Raw genomic sequence first — 8602 nt, 5'->3', positions numbered from 1 at the left:
GGCTGTAGCTCAGTTGGTAGAGCATCACGTTGCCAACGTGAATGTCACGAGTTCGAGTCTCGTTAGCCGCTCCATTTTCTTAATCCGATTAACTACCTTTCGTTTAAATTAACGAGTGGCAAGTGAAAACTTTGCCCGGGTGGTGGAATTGGTAGACACAAGGGATTTAAAATCCCTCGCTGGTAACAGCGTGCCGGTTCAAGTCCGGCCCCGGGTACCATCTTAATACCTGTTAAGATGTAAAATTAGCATAAAAATTAAGTTCTACATGCGGCTGTAGCTCAGTTGGTAGAGCATCACGTTGCCAACGTGAATGTCACGAGTTCGAGTCTCGTTAGCCGCTCCATTTCCCCCTGCTAATACCCAGGATCAATAAAGACCCCAGTCTTGTCAACGGTCAGTTGCAGCTATCATTTATAAGTCATTTCAATCAGATGACGCTTTTTATTTCCGTGCCGGCCAGGCGTGCATTTTATCATCTGCGTTTACCAAAAATTTATTTGCCAGCTATGCTGATAACATCCCCGGCTGACAGGGAGTTGTCGCATAACAAGCTTATTAACTTTGCTTCAGGCCATAGGTGGCCTGGGGATTTTCCTGCTTGGCATGATCATCATGACCGAAGGCCTGCACGCCCTGGCAGGACCTGCCATGCGCCGGGCATTGAAAAACTTTACCCGCAGTCCTTATTCCGGTGCGGCTACCGGTGCTGTCTGCACTGCTATTTTACAATCATCCAGTGCCACGACGGTGGCCGCCGTCGGCTTTGTCGGTGCCGGGCTGATCAGCTTTTCCGGTGCTTTGGGCATTATTTTCGGCGCTAATATCGGGACCACCATTACCGGCTGGTTGGTGGTATTGCTGGGTTTTAAATTAAAACTGGGCACTTTGATCTTGCCGGTTATTTTCCTGGGGGCGATATTAAAACTATTTGCCCGAAAACGCCTGGCAAGCCTGGGTTTAGCGCTAGCCGGTTTTGGCTTGATTTTTGTCGGCATTTCCATGATGCAACAAGGCATGGCGGGCGTGGAAAACTTGCTGACCCCGGCACAATTTCCGCCGGATACCTTTGCCGGACGTTTAAAGCTGGTTGTCCTGGGCATCCTGATCACTGTTGTTACCCAATCTTCCAGTGCCGGCGTTGCCGCGGCCCTTACCGCCCTTTATGCCGGGGCGGTTAATTTTAACCAGGCGGCGGCGCTGGTCATTGGTATGGACGTCGGCACCACGATTACCGCACTGATGGCAACCATAGGAACATCCGGCGCAGCGCGCAGAACCGGATGGGCACATGTGGTCTACAACCTGCTCACGGCAATGGCGGCCTTGTTGCTGCTGACGCCCTATACCTGGGTTTGGCAATATTTTGCCCCGGGTCAACTGCAGGTCAACGGCGAAATCGCCCTGGTGGCTTTTCATACTTTTTTTAATGGTGCCGGGGTGCTGTTGGTGCTGCCGTTTAGCGAATATTTTGCCCGGCTGATGATGAAAATCGTGCCGGATGCCTCGTCTCCCTATACCGGGCAGCTGGAAAAAAGTCTCTTGTCTGAGCCGAGTATTGCCGTAAATGCCGTGTTTTCTTCGAGTAAACAGCAGTTGATCGACTTGATCATGCACATCAAGCAGCTATTGGCACAGCGCTTTAAAGGTTCGTCCGATGATTTGCCCTGTTTGCAAACCGCTTTGAGGCAAACCCGGGCGTTTGTTGATCTGATCCATTTGCAGCAAACCGAGCAAGCCGAATGGCCAAAGTTACTGGCCATGATTCACGTTTTAGATCATCTGCACAGGTTACATCAGCGCTGTGATCAAGAGATTTTTCAGGTGAGAAACCTGGCGGCCTTAGCGCTGCCGGAAAATATCCAGCTGGGTATTTCCGGGCACCTTGAGTCTTTAGTGGTAGCGTTACAGCGCGAACGCTGGCGTGAAGCCTATCAACTTGCCCGGGAGCTGCGTGTACAGTTAGCTGAGCAACTTGAGCCGGTGAGAAAAAAGATCATGACGGATATTGCCCTGGGAAAAGTCACCGTCCCGCGGGCGACAGAGTATATGGAGGCGCTGAGATGGCTGCAAAGGATCAGCAATCACCTGGCAAGGAGCGTTTATCACTGCCGGGAGTTTACCGCACAAGAGTAATTTGATCTGGCGCATAAGCTTATGCGAAAAACTTGTTTAAAAAAAGCCCAAAATTATAATCTTTATTAACAGCTGAGCTCAGGCAAGCAGAGTAAATGGCACAGGCATCAAGAAAAACGGCCTGGCCGTGAGCAGTGACTATGATCAAAGCTAAGCTATTTATAAATCTGCTTATAATACTTTTAGTTAACGGAAAACTTAAGGGGGTAAAATGGATAAGCATTTATATCTGGTGGGTATCGACGGCAGTGAATGGTCCGAGCGGGCTACGCAAAGGGCGGTAACCCTGGCCAAAAGTAACGGCAGTCGGGTTAAATTGCTCTATGTCCTTGACTGGTCCCGGATGCAACCGATAGTGGCAGAAGGTTTTGTCACGCCGTCGGTTAATACCAAGGATGAAGAGGCCTATGTGAAAAAAAATGTCTTTGCCCCTTTAGAGGATAAATATGCAGACAGCGGGGTTAATATCGACTGTGAAATGGTGTGGGGCGAGCCGGTCGAAGTGCTGCGTGAACGGGTAAAGGTTGAGCATGCCAATATGCTGTTTGTCGGCAGACGTGGCCGCTCACGCATTACTGATTTATTACTGGGCAGTGTTGCCAATAAACTTGCCCATTGCATAGGTATCCCTATTGTTTTAGTGCCTTAGCAAATAAGGGTAAAACCTAAGGATTGGCTGCCGGGAAAAGAGCAGTGCTTCTGCGGCAGCTGAGTGAATCGCTTGTGTTTATTTGCACTATTTAATCCTCTTTGTTTTAAAAATCCTGCCATGGCTGACAATTTCTCCGGCCGCGGGCACGATTATGCTTTTCTTCTTTTACGCTTTGTCTTAAAGTAAATTGTCTGTTATCAATGGCCAATGAAAGGAAATCTTATAGTCCTGAACATTCTCTATTTGCTGTATAAGGTTGATCTTATTGATGAAGTTTCGAAAAATAGTCCTGATTTACCTGTTTATTTTTATTTGCATTTTAACAATTGCTTTACTTGGTTATCGCTATTTTATCGAAATTCCCCGCTTTGAAGCTACGCTCTCCCTGCTGCATGATCGCCAGCTGGCGGCATTAAAGCATGAAATTTCCAGTGAAATCACCCGCAATCAGGCGGTAAATTATGATTATGCCGTCTGGGACAGCAACTATCGCTTTATGCAAAAGCCCAATGCCGAGTTTATTGCCGAAAACTACGGCGATCCCGGCTTTATTACCTTGGCTTATGACGGGGTTTTTTACCTGGATCGGGATTTTAAGCTGGTGTTTTCAAAAAGCTACGATCACTTAACCGGCAAAAGTTATTCTTCGGATCTGTTTGATTTTGAAAAATATCCCGAGAATAAATTGGTACTGCCAAGCCAGGAATATTTAGGGGTACCTAACCGAACCGGGATTTTAGCCAGTCAACTTGGCCCGGTGGCCTTTTCTGCGACACAAATCAGGCATTCAGACAAAAGTGGCGACAATATCGGTGCCCTGGTGTTTATCCATAAACTGCGTGAAAGCCGCTTTGAGGCCATGTCAGAGAAATTAAACCTGGATATCCGGGCCAGGGTAGTCAAAGAGGGTGAGCAATACCAGGATATTCCGGGGCTGGCTTTGCCCGCCAGCAGCGAAGCTTTTTCTTATCAGCGCCAGCGGCTGATCCGCGATATCAATGGTAAACCGGTGATCTTACTGACCATAGGCCATGATAGAGCCATCACCATGGAATTAATCGACAGCCACTTTATTATTGTGTTGTCGATATTGCTGCTTTTGCTGTTCCTTGGTGTGCTTACCACCAATAAACTTTTGGTAACCCGGTTAGAAGTGGTTATTGAGCGTATGAAGGAAATGGCGGTCAGTAACAAATTAAAACCCTTGCATGTGCGTTTTAATATTTATGAAATGGATAAGGCGGCGCAAAGATTTAATGCTCTGGTGGAGATAGTCAATAAGCAAAAACAATTGCTTGAAGATTTGTCTTTGCTCGATCACTTGACGAAAATTGCCAACCGCAGGGCCTTTGTCGGCCATATCGAACACCAGTGGCTGTTGATGCAAAGAAACCGCTCTCCTTTGGCGGTGATTATGTGTGATATTGATCATTTTAAGGCATTTAATGACTTTTATGGCCACCAAAAGGGAGATGAAGCCCTGGCTCAGGTAGCCCGGGCATTGCAAAATTGTATGCACCGGGCGGATGATCTGGTGGCCCGCTATGGCGGCGAAGAATTTGTCATAGTGATCAGTAATACCGATGTTGACGGCTTGCGTCATAATGTTGAAAAAATTATCAACTGTGTCCGTCGCCTGGAAATACCCCATCCTGCGTCGGATACGCAAATGTATGTCACCATCAGTGTTGGCGGGGCCATTTATACGGATTTTTCACAAATACCGGTTGCTGAAAGTTATCAGCAGGTGTTGCACCGGGCGGATCTGGCACTGTATGCGGCAAAGGCCGCGGGGCGTAACCGGGGTATGTTATATCAGGATCTTGATGATAAAAGTCAGCAAGAGCGGGTAACCCTTTATCAATAAGGCTGCCGGCGACGGCTTTAGCGCGGGCAGCATTATTTTTACATGAAAGGTTTTGCGATATGCTTTTGTATTGATTAAAGTAATTATACCTTAAGGCAAGATAACAAACTGAAAATGGACTTTGAGTTAATTAAACGGGCGATTAAGGGCTGCCCCGAATATCAGGTGACCCGGGAAGATAAAAGCAGGATTTATTTTCATCGGGAGGCTAAACGTTTTGCCGTGTGTGAAAACGGCAGTCATTTTAATATCTATCATCTCACCGACAGCGGTGTGTTTTTACCCGGCCCGAAAAGCGGCAATTCCATACACAGTATAGAGCGCTTTGTCGTGCAGGCCTTAAATGCTGCTCATGATAATTAAATACTGGAAAAATATGCGTTTAAATGTCAGGGCTTTTTATCTTTGGCGGTTTCTTTACTTGGTTGTAAATGCTTGAGTCTTGCTTGTAATGGCGGGCTTAAAACTGCCTCTTGCCAATGTTGAGCCCGGCTTAGGCTTTCAATTAACTCCTGGTTTTCTTTTATCGAGCTGTGGGCAGGGTGCTCGCTGATGATGGTGCCCCTTAGCCTGGCGTCGGTGAAATTCGTGGCGATTAATTTACTCTGGCTCAGATCGGCATCGGCCAACTGCGCCGAAGTAAAATTGGCCTGGGTTAAATCGGCATTGGTAAATTTGGCTTGTGCTAAATTGCTTTTTCTCAGATTAATGCCAACAAGACGGGTATTGGCCAGATTTGCCCCGGATAAATCGATATCCGCTAAATAAATTCTAGGATTGTCTTTCATGATCAACCGGGCATTATATAAAAAAATAATCATTTGCCCCTTTCTTTCACCGTCCAGCTGCGGGGCGGTGGAAGCGGTCAGTGCCGTGGCTGCCTGTACCGAAACCGGGTGATAGCCGCTGTCATTAAGGCTGCCGTTAATCATCAGATCGGTAATAGATCGGCGAAAGTTATTGAGAATATTGATATAGTTACGCTCATCCTCAATAAAACGCTGCTCACTGATACGCCGGCTTTCAAGCTGGTTTTGCCTCTTGATACGCTCTTCTTCAATGTTATTTTGCTGTTTGATCTGGCTTTGGTTAAGCAGGTAGCCGCCGATGAGCAAGGCCATAGGTATAAACAGCAGTCCCATCCAGTCCCACAGGGTTTTGTTTTTCAGCGAGTCCATTTTATTACCTGTCCGTTACTGATCATCTGTTATTGGTAGTCATAAATAAATTCATTCTCTTTTACCCGCACCGAGATCTGTTTCAGCGCTTTTCCTTCAAGCAGGCTGTTCAGGTAATGGCGGCTAATGGCCGGCAGCAAGGAGTTGGTCAGGATGTCATCTATCATACGGCCGCCGCTTTCAAGCTCGGCGCAGCGGGAAACGATAAGTGCTATCACCTTATCATCATAGTCAAAGGGGAGTTGATGCTCGAGTGCGACCCGCTTTTTAATACGCTCAAGTTGCAGCCGGGCAATGGCCGACAGCATCTCTGGTGATAGCGGATAAAAGGCAATGGTCACCAGGCGCCCTAACAGCGCAGGCGGGAAAACTTTTAGCAAAGGGGCACGTAACGCCTGGTTCATGCCTTGCGGCTTTGGCATTAACGCCGGATCCCGGCACAAACGTATGATTAATTCGCTGCCGACATTGGAGGTAAGCAGGATCAGGGTATTTTTAAAGTCGATCAACCTGCCTTCGCTGTCTTCCATAATGCCTTTATCAAAGACCTGAAAAAAAATCTCATGGACATCCGCATGGGCTTTTTCAATTTCATCCAGCAGCACGACGGAATAGGGTTTTCTGCGCACGGCTTCGGTGAGTATGCCGCCTTCGCCGTAACCGACATATCCCGGTGGGGCGCCCTTTAGGGTTGATACGGTATGGGCTTCCTGAAACTCACTCATGTTGATGGTGATCAGGTTATGCTCTCCGCCATACATGGCTTCTGCCAGGGCCAGTGCGGTCTCGGTTTTTCCGACCCCGGAAGGGCCGCACAGCATAAAAACGCCTATGGGTTTGTTGGGGTTATCCAATCCGGCCCTGGCGGTTTGAATGCGTTTGCTGATCATCTCCATCGCATGGTCCTGGCCGATCACCCGCCGGCCCAGGATGTCGCTGAGCTTAAGGATATTTTCTACTTCGTCTTTCACCATTTTACCCACAGGGATCCCGGTCCAGTCGGCGACAACCGAGGCTACCGCCTGATAATCTACCGCTGGCAAAACCAGGGGGTCTTCCCGCTGCAATGTCTGTAAAGCCGTTTGCGCTAAGGTTAGTTTTTTCGATAACCCCGCGTGCTTTTTGTCCTGTTTCCGTTCATGCTCTGTTGCTTTTGTTATTTGCTCTTTGCCTGAATTGGCGGCTGAGCCGGGAGTAAGCTCACTGAGCTCCTGCTTATAAGCGGCGATTTCCTCAACCAGGTCGATTTCTTGCTGCCAGCGTTTGCTTAGCTCGGCGGCGAGGCTGGTTTGTTGTGCCAGTGCCTTGTCGACTGCGGTCAGTTTTTTTGTATGATTGTGTCCGAGGCGGGTTTCCTCGGTTAAAATATCTTGCTCCAGGTTAAGCTGCTCGATTTGCCGTTGGCTGTCTTCGAGCTGCGGCGGGGTGGCGTGCTGGCTGATGGCTACCCGGGCGCAGGCGGTGTCGAGTAAACTGACCGCCTTATCCGGCAGCTGGCGGGCACTGATGTAGCGGGCGGAGAGCTTTACTGCGGCTTCGACCGCTTCATCCAGGATATCTACCTGATGGTGCTGTTGCAGGGGCCCGGTGAGATTGCGCAGCATGATCACGGCTTTTTCCTCATCCGGCTCGGCAACTTTTACCACCTGGAAGCGCCGGGTGAGGGCGGGATCTTTTTCTATGTGCTTTTTGTATTCCGCCCAGGTCGTTGCCGCTATGGTTTTTAAGGTTCCCCGCGCCAGGGCAGGTTTGAGCAGATTGGCGGCATCCGAAGTGCCGGCGCTGCCACCTGCGCCGATCAAAGTATGGGCTTCATCGATAAATAAAATAACCGGCACAGGGGAGGATTGCACTTCAGCGATCACCTGTTTGAGCCTGTGTTCAAATTCGCCTTTCATGCTGGCGCCGGCCTGCAGTAAACCGATATCGAGCAGTTTTAAACGCACCCCGAGCAGCTTGGGGGGCACATCCCCTTTGTTTAACCTGTGGGCAAAACCTTCCACCACGGCGGTTTTACCGACACCGGCTTCACCGGTTAAGATCGGGTTGTTTTGTCGACGCCTCATCAGGATATCGATGAGCTGGCGGATTTCTTCATCCCGGCCCACGATGGCATCTAAACCGCCTTGTTTTGCCTGCTCGGTTAAATCTGTGGTAAAGCGGCTCAGGGTTTCACCTTCCCCCTGGCTACTTGAACTATCAAGGGGCAGGGCGCTGCTGGCTTCACCCGGCTGCCGGGCCTGGCGCCCCGGATCAGAAGCATCATTGGCGGATAAATGCTGCTCGCACGACGCTTGAATAATATCTTCAAGTTCATCGCTTAAAGACTCGGCATTAATCCCGGCAAACTGCGGGGAAATGGCGTTTAGGATATTTTTCAATTCCGGGGTTTTGAGCATGGCCACCAGTAAGGTGCCGGTGCGGATATGGCTTTGCTGATAAACCAGGCTGCTGTAGACCCAGCCCCTTTCTATGGCCAGCTCAAGAAAGTGGGAAAAATCGGAAATGCTGCTGGCACCGCGGGGTAATTGATCTAACGACTGGGTCAGTGCTTTGAGCAATTTCGCCAGATCGAGTTGGTAATGCTGGATGATGCGGTGTAAGTCCGAGTCATCCAGCTGTAAGATCTGATGTAGCCAGTGACTGATCTCCACATAGGGATTCCCCCGTAATTTACAAAAAACAGTAGCGCTTTCAACGGCTTTAAATGCCAGTGAGTTAAGTTTGCCAAATAAACATATCCTGCTGATCTCTGCCATAACTTTGCTC

Annotated in this window: 6 protein-coding genes and 2 tRNA genes; 6 read left to right on the top strand and 2 right to left on the bottom strand. The window is 49.0% G+C overall.

Annotated features, from left to right (window positions below; all coding sequences use genetic code 11):
* Positions 1–133: 133 nt before the first annotated feature.
* From QL234_RS10505 to QL234_RS10480, 6 genes are all read left to right on the top strand, one after another.
* Positions 134–220 (top strand) — tRNA-Leu (locus tag QL234_RS10505).
* Positions 221–270: 50 nt separating this feature from the next.
* Positions 271–346: transfer RNA gene (locus QL234_RS10500), tRNA-Gly, on the top strand.
* A gap of 218 nt (positions 347–564) precedes the next feature.
* Positions 565–2136, top strand: a complete 1572-nt coding sequence (locus QL234_RS10495; RefSeq protein WP_281557767.1) for a Na/Pi symporter — start codon at positions 565–567, stop codon at positions 2134–2136.
* A gap of 211 nt (positions 2137–2347) precedes the next feature.
* On the top strand, positions 2348–2785 hold the full coding sequence (locus QL234_RS10490) for a universal stress protein (protein ID WP_281557766.1): 438 nt from the start codon (positions 2348–2350) through the stop codon (positions 2783–2785).
* Positions 2786–3056: 271 nt separating this feature from the next.
* Positions 3057–4655 carry a diguanylate cyclase gene (locus QL234_RS10485; protein WP_281557765.1) on the top strand — a complete coding sequence of 533 codons (1599 nt, stop codon included), beginning with the start codon at positions 3057–3059 and terminating at the stop codon, positions 4653–4655.
* 114 nt (positions 4656–4769) lie between these two features.
* Positions 4770–5018 carry a hypothetical protein gene (locus QL234_RS10480; RefSeq protein WP_281557764.1) on the top strand — a complete coding sequence of 83 codons (249 nt, stop codon included), beginning with the start codon at positions 4770–4772 and terminating at the stop codon, positions 5016–5018.
* A 26-nt stretch (positions 5019–5044) separates the two neighbouring features.
* Here QL234_RS10480 and QL234_RS10475 read toward each other — a convergent pair whose 3' ends face one another.
* Positions 5045–5833, bottom strand: a complete 789-nt coding sequence (locus QL234_RS10475; protein ID WP_281557763.1) for a pentapeptide repeat-containing protein — start codon at positions 5831–5833, stop codon at positions 5045–5047.
* A gap of 29 nt (positions 5834–5862) precedes the next feature.
* Positions 5863–8592 (bottom strand): type VI secretion system ATPase TssH, encoded by a 2730-nt coding sequence (gene tssH, locus QL234_RS10470; RefSeq protein ID WP_281557762.1) that lies wholly within the window; start codon positions 8590–8592, stop codon positions 5863–5865.
* Between the last annotated feature and the right edge of the window lie 10 nt (positions 8593–8602).

Source organism: Thalassomonas sp. RHCl1 (assembly GCF_947387555.1).
Classification (GTDB): domain Bacteria; phylum Pseudomonadota; class Gammaproteobacteria; order Enterobacterales; family Alteromonadaceae; genus Thalassomonas.
Note: the sequence above shows the minus strand (reverse complement) of the source record. Positions and strands in the feature narration are given on the sequence as shown.